The 21,786-nt window shown below is 38.8% G+C and carries 14 protein-coding genes and 1 tRNA gene; 13 read left to right on the top strand and 2 right to left on the bottom strand.

Translation table 11 applies throughout. The features are described from left to right. Nucleotides 1-7 precede the first annotated feature (7 nt). Both gltB and CWD91_RS10780 read right to left on the bottom strand, forming a co-directional pair. The gene (gene gltB, locus CWD91_RS10785; protein WP_103440940.1) at nucleotides 8-4,516 is read right to left on the bottom strand and encodes a glutamate synthase large subunit; all 4,509 of its coding nucleotides are present in this window, start codon (nucleotides 4,514-4,516) and stop codon (nucleotides 8-10) included. 306 nt (nucleotides 4,517-4,822) lie between these two features. Beyond that, nucleotides 4,823-5,965 carry an acyl-CoA dehydrogenase gene (locus CWD91_RS10780; protein WP_103440939.1) on the bottom strand — a complete coding sequence of 381 codons (1,143 nt, stop codon included), beginning with the start codon at nucleotides 5,963-5,965 and terminating at the stop codon, nucleotides 4,823-4,825. A gap of 241 nt (nucleotides 5,966-6,206) precedes the next feature. On the opposite strand from CWD91_RS10780, the gene CWD91_RS10775 reads away from it, so the two are divergent. The 13 genes from CWD91_RS10775 to CWD91_RS10720 all read left to right on the top strand — a co-directional run bounded on the left by CWD91_RS10775 (nucleotide 6,207) and on the right by CWD91_RS10720 (nucleotide 21,779). Next, nucleotides 6,207-7,433 (top strand): Glu/Leu/Phe/Val dehydrogenase dimerization domain-containing protein, encoded by a 1,227-nt coding sequence (locus CWD91_RS10775; RefSeq protein WP_103440938.1) that lies wholly within the window; start codon nucleotides 6,207-6,209, stop codon nucleotides 7,431-7,433. Nucleotides 7,434-7,450: 17 nt separating this feature from the next. After that, nucleotides 7,451-8,815 carry a sodium:proton antiporter NhaD gene (nhaD, locus tag CWD91_RS10770; RefSeq protein WP_103440937.1) on the top strand — a complete coding sequence of 455 codons (1,365 nt, stop codon included), beginning with the start codon at nucleotides 7,451-7,453 and terminating at the stop codon, nucleotides 8,813-8,815. Nucleotides 8,816-8,864: 49 nt separating this feature from the next. Beyond that, nucleotides 8,865-9,557 carry a MotA/TolQ/ExbB proton channel family protein gene (locus CWD91_RS10765; RefSeq protein ID WP_103440936.1) on the top strand — a complete coding sequence of 231 codons (693 nt, stop codon included), beginning with the start codon at nucleotides 8,865-8,867 and terminating at the stop codon, nucleotides 9,555-9,557. A 10-nt stretch (nucleotides 9,558-9,567) separates the two neighbouring features. Next, nucleotides 9,568-9,954: an ExbD/TolR family protein gene (locus tag CWD91_RS10760; RefSeq protein WP_103440935.1), complete on the top strand. Its 387-nt coding sequence runs from the start codon at nucleotides 9,568-9,570 to the stop codon at nucleotides 9,952-9,954. Beyond that, nucleotides 9,954-10,853, top strand: a complete 900-nt coding sequence (locus tag CWD91_RS10755; protein ID WP_103440934.1) for an energy transducer TonB — start codon at nucleotides 9,954-9,956, stop codon at nucleotides 10,851-10,853. The genes CWD91_RS10760 and CWD91_RS10755 overlap by 1 nt, the downstream gene beginning before the upstream one ends. A gap of 120 nt (nucleotides 10,854-10,973) precedes the next feature. Next, nucleotides 10,974-12,185, top strand: a complete 1,212-nt coding sequence (locus CWD91_RS10750) for a bifunctional folylpolyglutamate synthase/dihydrofolate synthase (RefSeq protein ID WP_103440933.1) — start codon at nucleotides 10,974-10,976, stop codon at nucleotides 12,183-12,185. Between the two features lie 116 nt (nucleotides 12,186-12,301). After that, a tRNA-Val gene (locus CWD91_RS10745) sits at nucleotides 12,302-12,376 on the top strand. Between the two features lie 612 nt (nucleotides 12,377-12,988). Continuing rightward, the gene (locus CWD91_RS10740; RefSeq protein ID WP_103440932.1) at nucleotides 12,989-15,169 is read left to right on the top strand and encodes a peptidase domain-containing ABC transporter; all 2,181 of its coding nucleotides are present in this window, start codon (nucleotides 12,989-12,991) and stop codon (nucleotides 15,167-15,169) included. Nucleotides 15,170-15,174: 5 nt separating this feature from the next. After that, the gene (locus tag CWD91_RS10735) at nucleotides 15,175-16,470 is read left to right on the top strand and encodes an HlyD family secretion protein (RefSeq protein WP_103440931.1); all 1,296 of its coding nucleotides are present in this window, start codon (nucleotides 15,175-15,177) and stop codon (nucleotides 16,468-16,470) included. Continuing rightward, entirely contained in the window at nucleotides 16,470-18,206 is a 1,737-nt protein-coding gene (locus tag CWD91_RS10730) for a helix-turn-helix domain-containing protein (RefSeq protein ID WP_103440930.1), read from the top strand. Before CWD91_RS10735 ends, CWD91_RS10730 begins: the two co-directional genes overlap by 1 nt. Nucleotides 18,207-18,293: 87 nt before the next feature. Beyond that, nucleotides 18,294-18,419, top strand: coding sequence for a hypothetical protein (locus CWD91_RS23080; RefSeq protein ID WP_262509682.1), 126 nt, complete (start codon nucleotides 18,294-18,296; stop codon nucleotides 18,417-18,419). A 73-nt stretch (nucleotides 18,420-18,492) separates the two neighbouring features. Continuing rightward, nucleotides 18,493-20,652 (top strand): prolyl oligopeptidase family serine peptidase, encoded by a 2,160-nt coding sequence (locus CWD91_RS10725; protein WP_103440929.1) that lies wholly within the window; start codon nucleotides 18,493-18,495, stop codon nucleotides 20,650-20,652. Between the two features lie 311 nt (nucleotides 20,653-20,963). Then, the gene (locus CWD91_RS10720) at nucleotides 20,964-21,779 is read left to right on the top strand and encodes an RteC domain-containing protein (protein WP_103440928.1); all 816 of its coding nucleotides are present in this window, start codon (nucleotides 20,964-20,966) and stop codon (nucleotides 21,777-21,779) included. The last annotated feature ends 7 nt before the right edge of the window (nucleotides 21,780-21,786 follow it).

The raw sequence follows: 21,786 nt of genomic DNA, 5'->3' as shown, positions 1-21,786 counted from the left end.
ATTTCGATTATATCGTTTCTAATTTTTCTTTTTCCAAACGTATCAATGCCTGCTTGTATTCCTCAGGGAAAATCTTGATAAATTTTGGCAAATAGTCTTCCCAATTCTCCAATATCCTTTGGGCAATTGGACTAAGTGTGGCATTATAGTGGTTTTCTATAAGGCCTTTTAGTTCTGCAATATCATTATCATCCTCTACCTTTAAAAGATTTAAGGATACTGAATTACAGTTTTTTCTGAAGGTATCCTTCTCATCAAAGATGTAAGCAATACCCCCACTCATTCCAGCTCCAAAGTTTCTTCCTACTTCACCAAGGATAATGGCGATACCACCAGTCATGTACTCACAACCATGATCTCCAATGCCTTCTACAACAGCCTTTGCTCCGGAATTTCTTACGCAGAAACGTTCACCGGCTTTTCCGTTTATATAGGCCTCACCTGAAGTTGCGCCATATAAGGTAACGTTTCCTGTTATTACGTTGTCCTCTGGTTTTAAGGTGGACTTATAAGGTACTTTTATTATTAATTTTGCTCCGGATAAGCCCTTGCCTAAATAATCGTTGGTATTTCCATTGACGATCATGGTAAGGCCTTTTGTTGCAAATGCCCCAAAACTTTGTCCGGCAGAACCTGTGAAATTTAGTTTCAAGGTATTTTCAGGTAATCCTTCTGCTCCGTAAATTTTAGAAATTTCGTTACTAGTAATAGCTCCAACGGCTCTATCTGTATTATGTATTGGGAAATCCAATGAAATTTTTTCTTTTCTGAACAAGGCCGGATGCGCCTTTTCTATAATTTCAAATTCAATGGATTTATCAATATCGTGCTGTTGTTTTTGAGTATTGTAGAATTTCGTCCCCTTTGGGACATCTACCTGATATAAAATTGGTGTAAGGTCTATCCCTGCGGCCTTGTAATGTTCCAAAGCTTTTTTACGATCCAATTTTTGAACCTGTCCAACCATTTCCACAATGGTCCTAAAACCTAATTGTGCCATTATTTCCCGAAGTTCCTGGGCAACAAAGTACATATAGTTGACAACGTGCTCTGGCTTGCCTTCAAACTTCTTGCGCAATTCAGGGTTTTGTGTTGCAATACCTACTGGGCAAGTATTCAAATGACAAACACGCATCATAATACATCCCGATGCTACCAATGGCGCTGTAGCAAAACCAAATTCTTCAGCACCTAATAAACAAGCTATGGCTACATCCCTACCTGTTTTTAACTGACCGTCACATTCTAAAACTACCCTATTCCTAAGGTCGTTCATCACCAAAGTTTGTTGTGCTTCCGCAATTCCCAATTCCCATGGAAGTCCAGCATGTTTTAATGAGGTTAATGGTGATGCTCCTGTACCGCCATCGTGACCTGAGATCAAAATAACATCTGCCTTTGCTTTGGAAACACCGGCTGCTACGGTACCAACACCTACTTCAGAGACCAATTTTACATTGATTCTTGCCTTGCGGTTCGCAGATTTTAAATCGAATATCAATTGTGATAAATCCTCAATTGAATATATATCATGATGTGGTGGTGGAGAAATTAGCCCCACATATGGGGTTGAATTTCTGGTTTTGGCAATGGACGGATTTACCTTCGGTCCAGGTAATTGTCCACCTTCACCAGGTTTTGCACCTTGTGCCATTTTAATCTGAATTTCCTTGGCATTGGTCAAATAATTGGAGGTTACCCCAAATCTACCGGAAGCAACTTGCTTTATGGCACTGTTTCTCCAGTCACCAGTCTGGTTCTTGTAAAAACGATCGGCATCCTCACCACCTTCGCCAGAATTACTTTTCCCGCCAATCCTATTCATGGCTATGGCCAAATTTTCATGCGCTTCCTTACTGATGGAGCCATAGGACATGGCCCCAGTTTTAAAGCGTTTAACTATTTCTGTCCATGGTTCAACCTCATCTAATGGAATAGGGTCGTAATTGGAGAATTCGAACAAACCGCGAATGGTCATCAAATCCTTGGTTTGCTCATTTACCATTTGGGCAAATTCCTTATAGGATTCTGGTTCGTTGTTTCGAACTGACTTTTGAAGCATGGCAATACTTAAAGGATTGAAGAGGTGTTTTTCACCATCCCTTCTCCAACGATATTGTCCACCTATTTCCAAATCCAAATTTGCGGCAATTTCTTTATCCATGTAAGCTCTACCATGCCGTTTGGCTATTTCCTTTTCTATTTCATAAAGCCCAATACCCTGTATCCTAGTTGGAGTGTTAGGGAAATATTTGTCTACTACTTTGGTATTGATTCCAATACATTCGAATAATTGGGAGCCTCGGTACGAGTTGAGGGTAGAAATGCCTATTTTATTCATTACCTTGAGAACACCCTTGCCAACTGCTTTATTGTAGTTGTTGATGGCTTCTTCAAAAGTATATTCGGTAATATCGTGTTCCTTAATCTGCTCGGCTATTATTTCGTTTACCAAATAAGGGTTTATTGCACTGGCCCCGAAACCAAATAATAAGGCAAAATGATGTACTTCCCTTGGCTCGGCAGATTCAATAATAACACTTAATTTGGAACGTTTTCCCAATCGTTGTAACCCGCTGTTAACAAATGAGCAGGCCAAAACTGCAGGAATGGGAGCTTTTTCCTTACTTACATTTCTATCCGATAATATAATAATATTGGCACCGTCATCAATGGCTTGTTCTGCTTGGTTTAATATTGATTCCAATGCATCCTCAAGACCGTTATGTCCTTTTTCAATATCATAAAGCATGGAAATGGAAACCACCTTGTAGTCCGGGCTGGAATCATAATTTTTTATCTTATCCAAATCCTCCTTGGATATTACGGGATTTTGAATTTTCAATTTTCTACAATGAAGCTCGGAAAATTCAAAAATATTTTGATCGCTACCAAGGGTTAGGCTGATATCCGTTATAAGTTCCTCGCGGATACCATCCAAGGGTGGATTGGTAACCTGTGCGAACAATTGCTTAAAGTAATTGTAAATTAATTGCGGCCGTTCAGACAATACGGCTATTGGGGTATCGGATCCCATAGATCCAAGAGGCTCCTTTGCCGTTTTTCCCATTGGAAGTATAATAGTATTTATATCTTCCAGCGTATATCCAAATATTGCCTTTCTTTTTTGTACGGTAGCTTCATTTAAGAAAAGCGGGCAGTCATTATAAGGGATGTCCTTAAGGTGGACCAAATTTTTGTCCAGCCATTTTTTATAGGGATATTTTAGCGCAATTTTTTCCTTTATTTCCTCATCGTTGATAATGCGGCCCTCTTCCATGTTTACCAAGAACATTTTTCCTGGTTCCAATCGTCCATGCAGTTCAATATTTTCCGGTTCAAGATCTACAACCCCAACTTCTGAGGACATAATAACATAACCGTCCTTGGTAACAGAATATCTAGACGGACGTAAACCGTTTCTATCCAATACGGCCCCAATGTAATTGCCGTCAGTAAAAGGAATTGAAGCGGGTCCATCCCATGGTTCCATTAAACAGGAGTGATATTCATAGAAGGCCTTTTTGGCTTCGGACATTTCATTGTTCTTTTCCCAGGCTTCAGGAACCAAAATCATCATTACCTCTGGTAGTGACCTTCCTGTCATTAACAATAGCTCCACTACCATGTCCATGGTGGCGGAATCCGACTTTCCTGGCAATATGACCGGAACAATATTTTTTATTTCATCTCCAAACCAATCACTTTTCATCAACTCTTCCCTGGAGAGCATTCTTGTAACGTTGCCTCTAAGAGTGTTTATCTCCCCATTGTGGCACATATAACGGAATGGCTGCGCCAAATCCCAGGTAGGGAAAGTGTTGGTTGAAAATCTTTGATGCACCAAAGCCAAACGGGTTACTACCCTTGGATCCATAAGATCTTTATAGTACAAACTTATGTCTTCCGGCATAAGGAGCCCTTTGAAGATGATAATTTTGGTTGAAAGACTGGGAACATAGAAAAATTTGCTTTCTGATAATTTAGAAGCGTTGATGGTATGTTCGGAAACCTTCCTGGCTATGAACAATTTTAAATTAAAGTGGAAGAAATCCTGTTCGTCATTTTCGCGTGCAACAAATATTTGTTTCACGAATGGTTCGGTTTCCGCTGCTATTCTTCCGGGAATTGATTTGTTGACAGGTACATCTCTCCATCCCAACAATTTTAATCCTTGTTTTTCAATATTGGATTCAAAAACCTCTATACAGTATTCCCTTTGATTCTCCTTTTGTGGTAAAAATACGTTTCCTACGGCGTAACTGCCCGGCTCTGGAAGCTTAAAGCTACATACGTCCTGAAAAAAATCATGAGGAATGTCTATTAAAATTCCTGCGCCATCACCAGTTTTCCCATCGGAACTTACCGCACCCCTATGCTCTAGTTTCTCTAATATTTCCAGTGCCTTATGAATAATGTCATTCGACCTTTTTCCTTTAAGACTACAAATAAATCCTGCTCCACAGTTGTCATGTTCAAATTCCGGTAGGTATAATCCTTGTTTTCTCAGCTTCATAAATTATCATATTTGTTCAAAAATATCAAAATAATTGCATTTAATGCAGTGGTATGCCAAATAGTGTATAAGAAATCCAACGTTTATAATTCAACGTTAAAAAAAATGCATATTCTGATATTTGAGCCTATAAAATTGGGATTTCCTCAATATTAGCGTTTGAATATTGGTGTTTTTCCTATTAATAGGGGGTTAATAATGTAAATTAGGTTTTTGTTGGTTGCACCCCAGCTTTAGTACAGGGGTTGTCGTGTAAAAATATTAATTAATTTAATAAATACCCTAAAAAAATAGAGGGTACTCATGTTATTTTTTCAAAATACTTCTTGAAATTACGATTTTTTGTATTTCTGAAGTGCCTTCGTAAATCTGTGTAATCTTGGCATCCCGCATCATTCTTTCCACGTGGTAGTCCTTTACAAAGCCATTGCCCCCATGAATTTGCACCGCTTCTATAGTGGTATCCATAGCTACCTGGGAAGCATAAAGTTTTGCCATTGCACTTGAAAGGTCATAATTATTGCCTTGGTCCTTGTCCCAGGCTGCCTTATAGACCAAATGTCTGGCGGCTTCGATTTGTACGTGCATATCGGCAAGTTTAAAGGCGATGGCCTGGTGATTGCTGATCTCGGTACCAAAGGCTTTTCGCTCTTTGGAATATTTAAGGGCCAGTTCATAAGCGCCTGCTGCAATACCCAAGGCTTGGGCGGCAATTCCTATTCTGCCCCCTGCAAGTGTTTTCATGGCAAATCTAAAACCAAATCCATCTTCGCCAATTCTATTTTTTTTAGTGACCTTAACATCGTTAAAGATTAAGGAATGGGTGTCACTTCCCCTTATTCCCAGCTTGTTTTCCTTGGGGCCTATTTCAAAGCCAGGTGTTCCTTTTTCTACTATTAGTGCATTTATCCCTTTATGGCCTTTTGAAATGTCCGTTTGGGCAATTACCAAATAAATTTCAGCGGAATTTCCATTGGTAATCCAGTTCTTGGTTCCGTTTAAGATGTAATGATCGCCTTTGTCCAGTGCAGTTGTTTTTTGGGAAGTGGCATCGCTGCCCGCTTCCGGTTCGGAAAGGCAAAATGCCCCTATACATTGTCCAGTGGATAATCGGCTTAAATATTTTTCTTTTTGTTCTTCACTGCCAAAAGTTTCCAGTCCCCAGCACACTAAGGAATTGTTGACAGATACAATTACAGAAGCTGAGGCATCAATTTTAGAAAGTTCTTCCATAACAAGTACATATGAAATGGTGTCCAAACCACTCCCACCATATTTAGGGTCTACCATCATTCCCAAGAAACCTAATTCCGCCATTTGTTTTACCTGTTCGCCAGGGAATTTTTGGGCATCGTCTCTTTCAATGACCCCGGGAAGTAATTCGTTTTGAGCAAAATCCCTTGCCGCCTGTTGTATCATTATCTGTTCTTCCGAAAGCGTAAAATCCATGTGTTTAAAAAAAATAGTGAGAATATTACAAATATACGAGTATACAATGGAATAATAATGGAGAATAAAAACATTAAAACCTAATCTATATTTTTATATTTGTTCGATCGAATACTTTTTTATCTGTAAAAGAACTTAACAATTATGAGACAACATTAGCTAGCCAGGTGAAATATACCCGAGGATTTGAAAAATCCCAATTAATAGCGAGTGGAATTCAATAGTTTAATGTTAATGTGCAATGAAAGAGTTATTAAAAATTTATGAAAATAAACCCCCTGAAATTGTTTTTAACTGGAAGGACCCAGAGACTGAAGCAGAAGGGTGGACAGTTATTAATTCCCTTCGTGGTGGGGCTGCTGGTGGCGGTACTAGAATGAGGGAAGGACTGGATATGAACGAGGTCCTGTCTTTGGCAAAAACAATGGAAGTGAAATTTACCGTTTCAGGACCTCCGATAGGAGGGGCAAAATCCGGTATTAATTTTGACCCCAACGACCCTAGGAAAATGGGGGTGCTAAAAAGATGGTACCATGCAGTGGCACCTTTGTTGAAAAGTTATTATGGTACTGGTGGGGATTTAAATATTGATGAGATTCATGAGGTAATTCCGATAACTGAAGATGCTGGGGTATGGCACCCTCAAGAAGGTGTTTTTAATGGCCATTTTAAGCCAACGGAAGCTGATAAAATAAATAGGATCGGCCAGCTGCGTTTAGGGGTGATAAAAGTTTTGGAGAGTGATCAATATTCGCCTCAAGTGTCACGTAAGTTCACGGTAGCAGATATGATTACCGGTTTTGGAGTTGCTGAAGCCGTAAAGCATTTTTATGACATCCACGGAAGTCAGGTTAAGGGTAAAAGGACTATTGTGCAGGGATTTGGTAATGTAGGTTCCGCGGCGGCCTTTTATTTGTCCCGAATGGGGGCGAAAGTGGTCGGGATTATTGATAGGGCCGGTGGTGTGATTAATGAGGAAGGTTTTTCAACTGAAGAAATAAGGTCGTTTTTTTTAAATAAAAAAGGGAATACCCTTTTTGCGGATGATATTATTCCGTTTGCGGAGATCAATGAAAGAATTTGGAATTTACCGGCCGAGATTTTTGTGCCCTGTGCCGCTTCCAGGTTGGTGACCAAGGAACAGATCTCACAAATGATCAAAAGTGGTCTGGAGGTGATAAGTTGTGGTGCAAATGTGCCCTTTGCAGATAAGGAAATATTTTTTGGTCCGATCATGGAATATACTGACGAGCGGGTTAGTTTAATTCCCGATTTTATTTCCAATTGTGGTATGGCCAGAGTTTTTGCCTATTTTATGGAAGGAAGGGTAGCCATGGATGACGAACTTATTTTTAATGATACATCGAATACCATTAGAAGCGCAATTTTAAATATATTTAACCAGAATAACACAAAAGTCAATCTCAGTAAAACCGGATTTGAGATTGCATTGAATCAATTAATTTAAATTTAACCAATAATAGCATGGAGACCATTATTATTATTTTATTCGTTGCCGGTTACTTGGCAATAACATTGGAGCACAACCTTAAAATAGATAAATTAATTCCTGCTTTGGCTATGATGGCGCTTTTATGGGCGGTTATAGCCTTGGCACATATGCCTGTTTTTGAGGTTAACGCCGAGCTCAGGGAGTTGGAGCCCACGCATATAGATGAGATTTTGCTACATCATCTCGGCAAGACTGCTGAAATATTGGTCTTCCTTCTGGGGGCTATGACCATAGTGGAGATAATAGATTATTTTGATGGTTTTGCCACAATTAAAGGTTTTATTAAAACGAAGAGTAAAAGGAAATTACTTTGGTTGTTCTCCATACTGGCCTTTATATTGTCTGCTATTATAGATAATCTTACTGCCACAATTGTATTGATAACAATACTGCAGAAGGTGGTTAACGATAGGGAAACCAGACTTTGGTTTGCCGGTATGATAATTATAGCCGCCAATGCCGGGGGAGCTTGGTCTCCAATTGGTGATGTTACCACTACCATGTTGTGGATAGCCAATAAGGTCTCTGCCGCGCAATTAATAGAACATGTACTCGTGCCTTCAATTATATGTATGGTTGTACCAACTTTTATAGCCAGCAGGTATAAGGCGTTTTCAGGAAATATCGAAACTGATCTGGAGGAAGTAGAGCCAACAAAATCCAAGTACGGGGCTACTATGCTTTATTTGGGATTGGGCGCCATCATTTTTGTTCCCTTTTTTAAGACAATAACACATTTGCCTCCATATGTGGGAATGATGCTTTCCTTGGCGCTTGTGGCTACATTTGCTGAAATATATAGTAGTTCCAAATTTAGTATTTCCAATATCGATGGTGAAAGTGATGCAGAATCGCATCACAGTCCGGTTCATAAGTCGCTTTCCAAAATTGAGTTGCCTAGTATTCTTTTCTTTTTAGGTATTTTAATGGCAGTAGCAGCTTTGGAGTCATTGGGTATGCTGTTCCATTTTGCTGGTACATTGGATGAGGTAATGCCCATGCTGGGAACCGAGTCTGGCGGAGAATTGGTGTCGGATTTGGTAGTCATATTCCTTGGTGTTGGTTCAGCTGTGATAGATAATGTGCCGCTGGTAGCGGCCAGTATTGGAATGTTCTCTGTAGGAATGGATGATCCTGTTTGGCATTTTATAGCTTATTCAGCAGGAACAGGAGGAAGTATGTTAATAATTGGTTCAGCGGCAGGTGTTGTTGCCATGGGCATGGAAAAAATAGACTTCTTCTGGTATTTGAAGAAAATAGCATGGTTGGCTTTCCTAGGATTTGCTGCTGGTGCCATTGTATTTATATTAATTAGAAATTTAGTGTTAAACGCATAATTTAATCGATAAAAGACCGTTATTAAGGCAACTTAAATAAATAAAATATATGTTATTGATACAAGACCTTGCTCAAGAGGCAGGATTAGAGGGAGTTGTGTCTGAGGAAAAGACACTTTCTGTTATAGATTTAATAGTAAATGGCGGTACAGGGAGTATCTTGATTATAAGTGTTTTGTTTGTAATGCTTTTTGTGGCCCTGTATATTTATTTTGAACGCATTTTTGCCATCAAAGCCGCGTCAAAAATAGATAGCAATTTTATGAACCAGATACGGGACCATGTTACCAATGGTAAATTGGAAGCGGCAAAAATATTGTGTGCGCAAACAGATTCGCCAGTGGCAAGGTTAACGGAAAAGGGAATATCCAGAATAGGAAAACCCTTGGACGATATTAATACAGCTATTGAAAATGCTGGTACCCTTGAAGTTTATAAATTGGAAAAGAATGTTAGTGTTCTGGCTACTGTGGCGGGAGCAGCACCAATGATCGGATTTTTAGGAACCGTAATTGGTATGATTTTGGCATTCCATCAAATGGCATCCAGTGGAGGGCAAGCAGAAATGGGTTCCTTGGCCTCAGGTATTTATACGGCCATGACCACGACTGTAGCTGGGCTTATCGTTGGTATTATTGCATATATAGGCTATAATCATTTGGTGAACAGAACGGATAAGGTGGTTCATAAAATGGAAGCGAATGCGGTAGAATTTTTAGATTTATTGAACGAACCTCTTTAGAACATAACAAATGAAACTAAAAGGTAGAAATAAAGTTAGTCCAGATTTTAGCATGTCCTCTATGACGGACATAGTATTCTTATTGCTTATTTTCTTTATGCTGACTGCCAATTCGCCCAATGCGTTGGATCTGTTGTTGCCTAAGGCAAAAGGTAAATCTACCAATACCCAAAATGTATCGGTAAGCATTAATAAGAATTTGGAATATTTTGTAAACAGCGAGAAGATTAACGGACAATATATAGAAATTGAATTAAAAAAGGCACTAAAAGGACAAGAGAAGCCTACTATTATTCTTAGGGCAGAAGAGAGCGTTGCCATAAAAGAGGCAGTAAACGTTATGGATATTGCCAATAGAAATAATTATAAGGTTATTTTGGCGGTGCGACCAAATTAATGTCATTACTTAACACGAGACACGAGAAAAAATCTTTTACACTTACCACAATTCTGCTAAGTGTGCTATTGCTATTGCTTTTTTATATTGGACTCACTTATTTAGATCCTCCAATAGAAAATGGCATTTCTGTCAATTTTGGTACCACCGATTTTGGTAGCGGTAGGGTACAACCTAAAGAAAAAATTAAATCCGAACCCCTTAACACCCCTATCAAAGAGCCAAAGGTTCAAGAGGAGAAGGTAGAAGATGTGGTAGAAGAGGTGCCTGAGGAAAAGGTAGCCAAGGAGAAACCTGCAGAAAAATTACTTACCCAGGAAAGTGAGGAATCCATAAAAATAAAGCAACAACAGGAAGTCAAACGCAAGGCTGAAGAGGCCGTTAAAAAGGCTCAGGCCGAAGCGGAACGGGTTGCTCGCGAGAAGAAGGAAGCTGAAGAAAAGGTTCGTAAGGAACAACAGGCAAAAAAGAATAAGCTCGATGAGTTGATCGGGGGTATTAATAAGTCCGAAGGAACAGCTTCTGGTGGCGAGGGCGATGATAATAAGGCTGGGGATAAGGGGCGGCCCGACGGAGACCCCTATGCAACCAGTTATTATGGTAGTCCTGGATCGGGTAGTGGTACTGGAGGTTACGGGCTCAATGGCCGATCCCTGGTGAATAAAGGTAAGATACAACAGGAATGTAATGAGGAGGGAAGGGTCGTTGTAAAAATCATAGTGGACCGAAATGGAAAGGTGGTTAGTGCTGAACCTGGGCAAAAAGGATCTACCAATACGCATCCCTGCCTAATGGCACCCGCAAAGAAAACGGCTTTTATGCACCAATGGAATTTGGATTCCAATGCTCCTAGCCAACAAGTTGGTTTTGTAGTAGTGAATTTTAAATTGGGCGAATAAAGCCTTCCTTCATTATCCAGAATCTATTTCCCTATATAAATTTTAAGTTTTCATTTGCTATTAAAGTGCATTGATGGTATTGTTGCAGCACTTTGTTCTAACTTCAACAGACAATAATAAATGACCTATCAGGAAACTTTGGAATGGATGTTCGCGCAACTGCCCATGTACCAACAAAAAGGAATTTCTGCATTTAAGGGTAAATTGGATAATATACTTACGCTTTCGGCCTATTTGGGCCATCCTGAACGAAAATTTAAAAGTATACATGTCGCGGGCACTAATGGTAAAGGTTCCAGTAGCCATATGCTGGCTTCTATTTTACAGGAAGCTGGGTATAAGGTAGGATTATATACCTCACCCCATTTAAAGGATTTTAGGGAGCGGATCAGAATTAACGGCAAGCCTGTAAGTAAAAAATTTGTTGTCGAGTTTATCAGGGATAATAAACTATTTCTGGAGGCACATGACCTTTCTTTTTTTGAAATGAGCGTGGGAATGGCTTTCCAGTATTTTGAAGAGAAGAAGATAGATATTGCCATTGTTGAAGTGGGGCTTGGTGGGCGTTTGGATTCAACCAATATAATTACTCCCGAAGTCTCGTTGATTACAAATATCGGCTACGACCATGTAGAAATGTTGGGCGACACTATTGCAAAAATAGCATACGAAAAGGCGGGAATCATTAAGCCTGGTGTGCCTGTGGTAATAAGTGAGCTTCAAGAAGAGACAGCGGTTGTTTTTAATACGGTTGCCACCGAAAGAAAGGCGAAAATAATTTTTGCTGGGGAAGTAATCCCTGGAAACTATAAAACCTCTTTATTGGGGAGTTACCAGGTCAAAAATGTTAAGGGAGTTGTGGCTAGTATTAAGGAGTTAAAAGGTTTTAATGTTAGTGAAAAACATATTTCCGATGGCTTAATGAAGGTTTCAGAAAATACGGGATTGTTGGGTAGATGGCAATTTCTTGGCAAGAATCCAACAGTTGTTTGTGATACGGCCCACAATACAGAAGGGTTGACCATTGTGGTGGATCAAATTAAGCAACAGGAATTTACGGACCTACACCTGGTAGTCGGATTTGTTAAGGATAAGAATTTGGAACAGATTTTACCCCTTTTTCCTAAAGAGGCCCATTATTATTTTTGCAAGCCCAATATTCAAAGAGGTTTGGATGAGGTAGTGCTTAAAACCCGGGCAATGGAATACGGTTTGAAGGGAGAGGCTTATCCCTCTGTAAACGAAGCGCTTAAATCTGCATTAAGGGTTGCTGTAAAAACTGATTTTGTGTTTGTTGGAGGCAGTACTTTCGTTGTGGCCGAAATTGTATAAATTTTTCTATTTTTTCCTTTGGGAAAATTAAAAACTATTCTATATTTGCACCCGCCTACCGTTAGGCAGGCTTGCTTCTGGAGAAATCAAGATGCGATTTTAAATACTGATTAATAGGGCTCTTAGCTCAGCTGGTTCAGAGCACCTGCCTTACAAGCAGGGGGTCACTGGTTCGAACCCAGTAGGGCCCACGGTAACAAAGACAAGGCTTCCAAGAAATTGGGAGCCTTTTTTGGTTTTACAAATTACATCTTTACGCTCACTTTACGCTCACTTTTACTTTTAACAAAACTTTAATATATTTTGAACCCAAATGACCTCATTTGAGTTCATTTGTAGTACTTAGTCTGAGTATTTGGACCTCCGACATGTTCGCGACGGATGGAGTCTAATTTTATTAACCCTTACATTTTTAGCATCGATCTGAATTTTGAATATTATTTACTTGTGTTAATTCCTACATTTATTGTATCTTTTTGGGAGTTAAATGTAAGTGAAGTCATTTTTAAAGATTATCCTAGTGATTTATAGATATTGGATACGTTGAGTAGTTTGTATCCTTTTCTAATTGGAACAATACATTTTAATGAATAAATTCATTTAGCTAGTTCGCCCAATCAACTTTTCCTGCAAGAATTCCATGCAGGAATTGCATAGGTTTTTGAGTACGATAAGTAGTTCGTACGATTTTTATCTGTAAAAGTTATTCAAGACTAATCGGTCGTCATTTATAAACCATCTTCAAAGTCTAAAGGTTCATCTGAATTTTTGGGTTATTTTGAGATATTGTAATTGGAATGCAGATGAAGTTTGGTACCAGCCATTTTCCGAATTACCGCCAGCTCGATCAAATGGATTGTGGTCCCGCATGTCTAAAAATCATCACCAAACATTACGGAAAGGATTATAATTTGGAGTATCTAAGACAAATTTCCAACCTTAGAAGGGGAGGTGCATCGCTAGCAGGACTTTCAGAGGCTTTGGAAACCATCGGGATCGACGCCATAGGAATACGATCTGATATCGAGGAATTGGTGAATGACGTTCCATTGCCAGCTATTGCACATTGGGAGAACAATCATTTTCTCGTGGTCTACAAGGCAACTAAGGGGTATGTATATGTTTCAGATCCCGCAATTGGGATAGCAAAATATGGTCATAAGGAATTTATTCAGAAATGGGCATCCCCGGACAATGAAAAAGGCATTCTTTTACTAGTGGAACCCAACCACAGTTTTACCAACATCCCAGGAGAGGATACCTCTCACACGGGGTTAGGCTTCCTGATTAAATATTTAATGCCATTTAAGGTTTATATTGGCCAATTGTGCCTTGGACTTTTACTTGCCACCACAATTCAATTGCTTCTTCCATTCTTGACACAGAGCCTTGTGGATTATGGAATTGATTTTGAAAATATTGGTTTTATCCACCTTGTTGTAATCGCCCAGATTTTTCTTTTTTTGACTCGTTTGGCCTCCGAGATTATTAGAGACTGGCTGTTACTACATATGTCCACTCAAATCAACATTTCCATGATTTCCGATTTTTTGGACAAATTGCTGCTTATGCCCTTTGCCTATTTTGATTCTAAGACCACGGGAGATTTTATGCAACGAATCTATGACCACCATCGCATTGACGAATTTTTGGGCGGTCGTTCCCTTTCCATTGTGTTTGATATGTTCAGCATCTTGGTCTTTGGAATTGTACTGGGTTACTTCAATATTGACATTTTGGTAATTTTTATGTTGGGCACTTTGCTCTTTATGGGTTGGACCGTATTGTTTCTAAAACGTAAAGCTCTACTTGACCATAAGCTATTCAATCTGAACCGCTCGGAACAGTCGCTTTTGATCCAACTGATAACAGCTATTCGTGATATAAGGCTGAATGGTTCCGAACGTCGGCGCAAAATGGAATGGAAGAAAGTCCAAGGAAGGTTGTACAGGTTAAAGATAGATATCTTGAAACTAGATCAGATCCAGCTCAAAGGAGGTTCCTTTCTTAATGAAATGACCAGCATTTTCATAATTTTTTGGTCCGCAAAAGCGGTGGTATATGGCGAAATTACACTCGGAACTATGTTGGCCATACAATTTATTGTAGGCAGTCTTTCCATTCCAATTTCTAATACTTTGGATTTTATAGTAGGATTACAACGTGCAACCCTTTCCCTAAAGCGTTTGTCCGAAGTCCATTCTGAAAAAAATGGGTCTTTGCCAATTGCCAAGACCGAAATCATTGAACCAGGACACATTGGCATTACAAATCTCGATTTTGTTTATGGAGAAAGTACTTCACATAAGGTGTTGGACAATATTACGCTAACCATTCCCAAAGGGAAAATTACGGCTATTGTTGGTTCTAGTGGTTCTGGAAAGACAACTCTTCTTAAATTATTGCTCAAATTATATGAACCTGTAAAGGGTAAAATAAATATAGGAAAGGATAACCTGAGATTTATGAACACGAAAAAATGGAGAGAACATTGTGGTGCCGTTCTTCAAGATAGTTCCTTGTTCAATGATACTTTGGGACGAAATATTACGGAATCGAGGGCAAACCGACCTACGGATCGGAACAGATTGTTCGAGGTGGTCGTCATGGCCAATCTTAGCGAATTAGTGGAGAATCTTCCCTTGGGCTTGGACACCTTGATAGGCGAACATGGCAATCTCCTTAGTGGTGGTGAAAAACAGCGCCTGCTAATTGCAAGGGCCATCTATAAAAATCCAGACTATCTCTTTTTTGATGAGGCGACCAGTGCCCTTGATGCCAAAAATGAGAAGGTCATTTCTGAAAACCTAAAGTCTTTTTATGTCGACAAAACGGTAATCTTAGTTGCCCATAGGTTGTCCACGGTGCGCAATGCAGATCAAATATTGGTCATGGACAAGGGAAAGATTGTGGAAAAGGGCAGCCATAAGGAATTGGTAGAACTAAATGGTTTTTATCATCAACTAATCCTTAATCAATTATAGAACACATGGAAGACCAGGGTATTTACATATATGAGAAAGAGGCCTATATAAGTAGGGAATCCAATTGGATGCTTAAATGGGGAATAGTATTGGTGATTTCTTTTTTTGTCCTTGTTGTAGTGTTTGCCTCTTTTTTCTCCTTTAACGAGAGCATTAAAGCATCGGTGGTATTGACCACATTGGATCCACCTGTACATTTAAGGGCAAAACAGACTGGTAAATTAATCGAGGTAAATTATAATCCAGGGGATACAGTTTCCAAAGGTGACATTTTAGGAGTGTTGGAAAACACTGGGGAAGCCAAGGACATGGTCATGCTAAAACAAAAACTGACATCTGGATATCCTTTGGTATTAAAACCGCAGACCTTATCATATCAATTCCCAAACCAATTGAGGCTTAGCGGGCAGATTCGACCTTTTTATAATAGATTTCTAAATGCCTATCGCAATCTTATATTTTATCGATCCCTGGACAACGAAGCGTTGAAAGAAACTGAACTTAAACAACAACTTCTTGGACAATCCACTGCCATTAAAAACAAAAAGGAAGAAATTATTGTTCTTCAACGTGACCTTGAAATAGCCCAAATTGATTTTGATCGATATCAAGAGCTTTTAAAAAAGGGAGTCATATCACTTGGTGATTTAGAAAAAAAGGAAAAGGAATATTTGAAAGTCCAACGTGAATATGGGAATCTAGAACAGGAACTAAATCAATTACGCATGGTGGAAACGAGTATTCGGAACACTCAATTGCAGTTCGATAATTCTCGACTAAAAAACGAGAATACGCATGGTTCCATTTTAGAATTGGAGCAAGAAGAACTCATATCTGCATTGACCGAGTGGGAGGAACAATATTTATTAACGAGCCCTATTGCCGGACGGATCTCTTTTTTCGATGTTTGGGGAAAACATCAAAATGTTAAGGAAAATCAGGTAGTTTTTACGGTGGTTCCATTAAGAAACCAAGGGTTATTAGGAAGGTGCCAGGTACCCATCCTAAACTCAGGAAAGATAAGGCCGGGTCAGCGTGTCATCATTAAATTGGAAAACTATCCCTATCGCGAATGGGGGTCCCTTAAGGGAGAAGTAAAAACAATTTCCGAAGTCCCCAGAACGGGCGAAAATGAAGGTTATGTGGTATATGTAAAGATCAAGGACTTAGTGACTTCATACGGTAGAACTTTGGAATTTAAACAGGAAATGATCGGCAGCGCCGAAATCATTTTAGAGGAGGTAACGTTACTACAGCGTATTTTTTATCAGTTTAGAAATCTCTGGTCAAATACACAATAATGACTAGGACCGTAATCAAATATAGAGTCTATAGATTTAGCCCTTTGGCAATATTAGTTTTGTTGTTTGCTACATTGAGCGTCTGCTTTGCTCAAGAACCCAACTTTCTCAAGGATACTCTTTTATTGACTACGGATTACTTATCGGATACGACCTATCAAAGCATTATGGACTTGGAGGATGAAGCCTATGAAAATGGTGATTTACAAAAGCTAAGATATCTAACCGAGGTCCATATCAATAAAGCTAAAAGCGAATCCAACGTAATGGAGCTTGCCAGTGGTTATTATTACCGAACTATTATTGAAGAACCGGAATTAGCAATTTCCTATTCCGATTCAATTATTTTGGTTACCGCTCAAAGTGACCATCTCGAATATCCCACTTTTGGTTATATACTCAAGGCTATTATTTTCTATGACAAAGGAGATTATCAACTTTCCCTGCATAATTACATTACCGCTTATAATCTAGCGGTAGAGAAAAACAATCTTAACGATCAACTTACATGTTCCATGGCCATTGCTGCAATTCGCAACCTTAATGGCCAGCCTCATGCTGCAGCAGATATTTACACCAGGTCATTAAAGGTGTTGAAAAAGGAAAAAGACTTTGAAAACACGTATTATAATGACTATATGATCTTGATGTACAATCTTGCCTTAGCCCACCTAAGGCTTTCACAATTGGACTCCTCACGGCAATATTACAAAGCCGGCATTGATAAGGCATTGTCCAATAATGACAAAATGGAATACCGTGATTTTGTTCTGGTGGGCGCTCAATTGGATTATTATGAAGGGGACTATCAAATAGCGAGGGATACTCTTCTAAAATATGTCTTTCAATTGGAAGGAAAAAGCAAGGCGATCAAACTTTATTATTTGGCCAAGATAGCTCAATACTCAGGTAACAATAAACAGGCCATAACTTATTTTCAACAAATCGATTCCATCGTGGGCGCGTCCCGGGAACCCTTTGATAATATTAAAGAGGTTTACCAACAGCTGGTTATGTATTACAGTTTGGAGGAGAATCAAAAACGTGAAATCGATGCCATTGAAAAACTTATATTTTTTGATAGCGTGATGACATCGGAACAAAAAGGAATTATAGAACAGGCCACTGTTGCCTATGATATTCCTTATCTGAAGCGTCAAAAAAGCAAAGCAGAGGAACAACTCAAGGCCAAAGGTATTTGGATATTTGTATTAGGGTCAATGGCAAGCCTTGCAATCTTGATAGGTGTATACTTCTATATTAAGGCCCAAAAGACTAAAACCAAAGTAAAGGAATTATTGGCAGGATCTAAGCGGCCTAAACCTCTTTCACCCAAAGTCGAGGAATATCCAACATCTGTACCTAAAGAAATAAGAGATGATATTTTGATGAAATTGGAGGCTTTTGAAAAGTCTGACCACTATTTAAGCAAAGAATTGGATATGGCTCAATTGGCACAGGAAATGGATACGAACACCTCCTATTTGTCCACTGTTATTAACCATTACAAAGAAATGAGTTTCCCGAACTACTTGAAGGATTTAAAAATCACAACGGCAATTGATAGGCTTTCCAGTGAGCCTGAATTGTTAAAATACAACTATCAGGGGTTGGCGGACACCTTTGGTTTTAAAACAGGGGAATCCTTTTCCAGAGCATTTTATTCCAAGACCGGAGTGTATCCTTCCAAGGTATTAAAGGAGCTTAAGAATAGACAAATTGGACGTCATTTATAAATGGTAGGATATATTATTTGTAGTTTTTTACAACACGGGCTATCTTGGGATAAACCTTTAATTTATTAACTATTAAAACCGGAAATCATGAGAAAAAAAATGGAAGACTTCAAAAAAAGAGCATTAAAGAACTTGACTAAAATTAAGGGCGGTGGAGATGGGCCTATCGATACTGATAAAATTAAAAGGCCGAAAAGGGGACACAGAGACTAATACTTTAAGTTACTATAAATTCAGCGATCGCTTCGGCCGGTCTTAGATTTCTACGTTTTAAAATTAAAAAACAATGATAAGGTACATCTTATTATATTCTGGTCTTTTTTGCTTGATTACTTCCTGTAACAATAGGCAGGAAGCGGATTCTTGGAATTATCCAGAAATTGCCGAATACTCTATATCCCATAAGCATTTTGGAATGTCAGTGGTGGATAGTTACCATAATTTAACGAATTTGAAAGACCCCAAAGTCCAAAATTGGTTGAAAGCACAGGATTCTTTGGCCGAAACTTATTTTTTAAACAATCAACGTTTTAGGCAGTTTAAAAAGCGTTTCCAGGAATTAGAAGGTAGGAGCAGAGGTAATATCAGTAACATACGTATAGATGAAAAAGGGAATTACTTCTATTTGCGCTATGACGAAACAAAGGATATTGACCTGCTATACTATAAGGAAAAACTGTCCAATAAAGAAACTGTTCTTTTTGATCCGAGTACTTATGCCATCAAGAGTAAAAATATAAGCTATTTAGAACCCTCTTTTGACGGAAGTAAGATAGCGATTGGGTTGGATCCAAGGGAGGAATTTACCTCTACCATTATCTTTTATGATTTGGAAACTAAAAAAATTTTAAAGGACCAAATAACACAAATTAATCCGGATTTTGGAGGAATACAGTGGTTGCCTGATAACTCAGGGATAATATATCTTTACTTTCCTTTTGTTGAACAGTCGGACGCCAGGTACAAAAGGCAATCTTTTTCAGCTATCCATTTTTTTGGGGATAATCCTCAAAAACGAACGCCTATTTTTGGAGATGATAGTTTTTTGGGAATTGCCTCTGATTATTTCCCCAAGGTAAAAATAGGCTCTAGTTGGGATTCCTACATAATAGGATATTCTTCTAAATCAGGCATGTTTTACGATAGTTTTATTGCCAAATTAAGTGATGTAATGAAAGGAAGTCCCCAGTGGAAGCCGTTCTTTAAGACTATAGATAAGATTTATTATAATCAGGGCGAAATAAGGGGCCAACATTTTATATATCGTAGAGCTACTCCAAACGGAAATCAACTTTGTCAAGTAGATATTGAACGTCCCAAATTTGATAAGCCATTAATTCTTGCTACCGGTAGTCGTGAAGAACCCATTACCCAATTTGAGATTACTAAAGACAACATATATTTTATTCGGGAAAAATATGGGGTTGAGATATCTATTTTTCGAATTGACAGTTTACAAAATACTATTCAACTAAAACCGCCCTTTGTACCGGGCTATGCTTCATTTTTAGGGGAATCGGTTACTCACAACAAAATTGGTATTGGTGTGGATGGTTGGACTTCAAATTACGTTCGATATTATATAGATCCACATGGAAAATTTATTAACGAAGGGCTTTTGGATTCTGCCAACTTTCCTGAATTCCGCAACATAACCTCCAAACAGATTTTGGTCACTTCCCATGATGGGGTAGAAGTACCTCTTTCCTTGGTCTATAAAAAAGATATAAAACTTGATTCCAATAACGAAGTATTTATATATGTATACGGCGCTTATGGGGAAAGTATGAGCCCATTCTTTTCGCCCACATATCTGGATTGGGTAAGTCAAGGGGGTATTCTTGCCTTCCCGCATGTTCGCGGTGGAGGGGAAAAGGGCGAAGAATGGCATATTCAAGGAATGAAAGCCTTAAAATATAATTCATGGAGAGACCTTATCGCTTGTACCAAATCTTTAATTGAAAAGGGGTACACTCGAAAAGGATTGGTCTCACTTTACACCAATAGTGCTGGTGGTATTACGGCAGGTATGGCTGTCAATGAATGTCCTGAATTATATTCTTCCTTTATTGCCGAAGTGCCTAGAATGCACCCGTTTGGACTCGAATCCTCTACGATGTCCAGCAGTACCAGTTATATTGAGTATGGTACGGTAAAAGATAGCTTGGAATGCCTTGGGCTTGTACAAATGGACCCATACTTAAACTTGAGATCCAAAAAAAATTATCCTGCTACCTTGATTATGCCTAGCAACAACGACGACAGGATCCCCTTGTGGGATAGCGGTAAATATATTGCGAAGCTTCAAAAATACAATCAAGGAAAAGTTCCTATATTGATGGATATCGATTATCATTATGGTCATGAGAATTCACAAGGTTATGACACTTCTATAGACCTGAATGCACGAATTTTTAGTTTTGCCAAGTCTAATATGAAGTACTAGACAATTTCTTCTCCCTTTTGGATGCTGTATTGGTTATTCTAATTTATTGGAATTCATAAGAGCGTTCAACTTAAAAGCCTAATTTACTTGATATCAATAATAGTGCTCTATTTAATTTCCTTGACCCTAATCTGAACTAGGTTTAGAATACACTGATAGTTTAAATTTTCATGATCTCAGAAAATTTCTAGTTATTACCCCGTCATTTATAAATGCACACCTTTCGTTTATAAATGAAGGTGGCTCCGGCTTTTTTTGCCTTACTTATTTCTAGATATTAGAGGTAATGACAAAGGGTTAAAAGAGAAAAGATGGATTGGGTAAGGTCACGAAGTGAAATTGAATCAGAACTGCTCCAGATTGAGCAATCGTTCAGCAACCCAATTGCGTCATTTGATAAGGCCATTTCTTTTTGCCAAAAGATATTGGAAGATTATCGTAAAGCAGTGATAGTCCATGGCTTTCCTGATGAAGCTTCAGAAATTCGATTCTTTAAAAAGGACAAGCCCTTGCTTTTTGGTCTCCTTTTGCGATATTCCCATCAACTTACATTTGAGTTGGACTTCCCTAATATAGCTTATGGTATGAACAACGAAATTATAGTAAGAAAGATCCGGGACGTAAATGCTTTTTTGGCTGGTCATAAAGATATGGTGCTATATCTTGAACTGGAAAACAGTGCATTGGATTCACAGTATTTTTTAAGAAAGAATAGAAATTTATTTGTCTGTACTGGTCGAATTGGACATAGTTTTGATTCGGAATTTAGTGCTTCCCATGATGTATTGATTGCCCAGATATTGGGTTACCAAGGATTCTTGCAATTTCTTCAACAAAAATTGAGTACTTCTATGCCCTTACCGAAAATACCTATTCCCAAAATCAACTGGACCGGGTCAAAAATTGCCCTCACTGAGCTGGGGTTCGCCTTATTTTATAGTGGCATCATAAACCATGGCAATGCCAGTTTAAAATCTGTGATGCTATTCCTAGAACAGGTTACTGGCGTGGGTCTGGGGGATTATCACCATACCTCGGTCCGAATTAGAAACCGTACCCACCCAACCAAGTTTCTGGATAAACTGAAAAATTCCCTACAGTATTGGATTACTGATCTGGACGATTAAAAAATGT

This window comes from Arenibacter hampyeongensis (genome assembly GCF_002909255.1).
Lineage (GTDB): Bacteria > Bacteroidota > Bacteroidia > Flavobacteriales > Flavobacteriaceae > Arenibacter > Arenibacter hampyeongensis.
The sequence above is the reverse complement of the archived record's forward strand: the minus strand, read 5'-3'. Positions and strand labels throughout refer to the sequence as shown.

Coding starts and splice junctions, on each gene's coding strand:
- CWD91_RS10750 (WP_103440933.1), top strand. CDS start 10,974: ATGACCTATCAGGAAACTTTGGAATGGATGTTCGCGCAACTGCCCATG.
- nhaD (WP_103440937.1), top strand. CDS start 7,451: ATGGAGACCATTATTATTATTTTATTCGTTGCCGGTTACTTGGCAATA.
- CWD91_RS10755 (WP_103440934.1), top strand. CDS start 9,954: ATGTCATTACTTAACACGAGACACGAGAAAAAATCTTTTACACTTACC.
- CWD91_RS10780 (WP_103440939.1), bottom strand. CDS start 5,965: ATGGATTTTACGCTTTCGGAAGAACAGATAATGATACAACAGGCGGCA.
- CWD91_RS10775 (WP_103440938.1), top strand. CDS start 6,207: ATGAAAGAGTTATTAAAAATTTATGAAAATAAACCCCCTGAAATTGTT.
- CWD91_RS23080 (WP_262509682.1), top strand. CDS start 18,294: ATGAGAAAAAAAATGGAAGACTTCAAAAAAAGAGCATTAAAGAACTTG.
- CWD91_RS10730 (WP_103440930.1), top strand. CDS start 16,470: ATGACTAGGACCGTAATCAAATATAGAGTCTATAGATTTAGCCCTTTG.
- CWD91_RS10725 (WP_103440929.1), top strand. CDS start 18,493: ATGATAAGGTACATCTTATTATATTCTGGTCTTTTTTGCTTGATTACT.
- CWD91_RS10720 (WP_103440928.1), top strand. CDS start 20,964: ATGGATTGGGTAAGGTCACGAAGTGAAATTGAATCAGAACTGCTCCAG.
- CWD91_RS10735 (WP_103440931.1), top strand. CDS start 15,175: ATGGAAGACCAGGGTATTTACATATATGAGAAAGAGGCCTATATAAGT.
- CWD91_RS10760 (WP_103440935.1), top strand. CDS start 9,568: ATGAAACTAAAAGGTAGAAATAAAGTTAGTCCAGATTTTAGCATGTCC.
- CWD91_RS10765 (WP_103440936.1), top strand. CDS start 8,865: ATGTTATTGATACAAGACCTTGCTCAAGAGGCAGGATTAGAGGGAGTT.
- gltB (WP_103440940.1), bottom strand. CDS start 4,516: ATGAAGCTGAGAAAACAAGGATTATACCTACCGGAATTTGAACATGAC.
- CWD91_RS10740 (WP_103440932.1), top strand. CDS start 12,989: ATGAAGTTTGGTACCAGCCATTTTCCGAATTACCGCCAGCTCGATCAA.